This is a genomic window from Paenibacillus cineris (assembly GCF_018333335.1).
Classification (GTDB): Bacteria; Bacillota; Bacilli; order Paenibacillales; family Paenibacillaceae; genus Paenibacillus_AQ; species Paenibacillus_AQ favisporus.
In genome coordinates, this window is the sequence record NZ_BORU01000019.1 from 1 (window position 1) to 504 (window position 504).

Consider the following 504-nt stretch of genomic DNA (forward strand, 5'->3'; position numbering starts at 1 on the left):
CGGATCAAAGCTTGCTTACAGCTCCCCGAGGCAGTATCGTTGTTCGCCACGTCCTTCATCGGCTCCTAGCGCCTAGGCATCCTCCGTGTGCTCTTAGTAGCTTAACCATGCTACTTTTAAAACTTAAACTTGTTGACACAAGTTCAGCTAAAAGGATATTTCTAAAACGCAGATTCGTTTCGTTATCTAGTTTTCAAGGATCAAATCGATGAAAGATGATTGGTGGAGCTAAGCGGGATCGAACCGCTGACCTCCTGCTTGCAAGGCAGGCGCTCTCCCAGCTGAGCTATAGCCCCTCAAATTCCATCAAAACTGAACAAATGGAATGATGTTTGGTTGCTTTGCTTACGCAAATCGGGTACGGCGACTTGCGTCAACCGTTATTTGAATGCTTCCATCGCAGGAAGCGATTCTCCATAGAAAGGAGGTGATCCAGCCGCACCTTCCGATACGGCTACCTTGTTACGACTTCACCCCAATCATCTACCCCACCTTCGGCGGCTG

General features: G+C 48.6%; 1 tRNA gene and 2 rRNA genes. All 3 read right to left on the reverse strand.

Annotated elements, in window-relative coordinates:
- A 23S ribosomal RNA gene (locus tag KI379_RS33710) occupies positions 1–107 on the reverse strand; the annotation flags it as partial.
- 113 nt (positions 108–220) lie between these two features.
- Positions 221–296, reverse strand: a tRNA-Ala gene (locus KI379_RS33715).
- A 124-nt stretch (positions 297–420) separates the two neighbouring features.
- Positions 421–504 (reverse strand): 16S ribosomal RNA (locus KI379_RS33720); the annotation flags it as partial.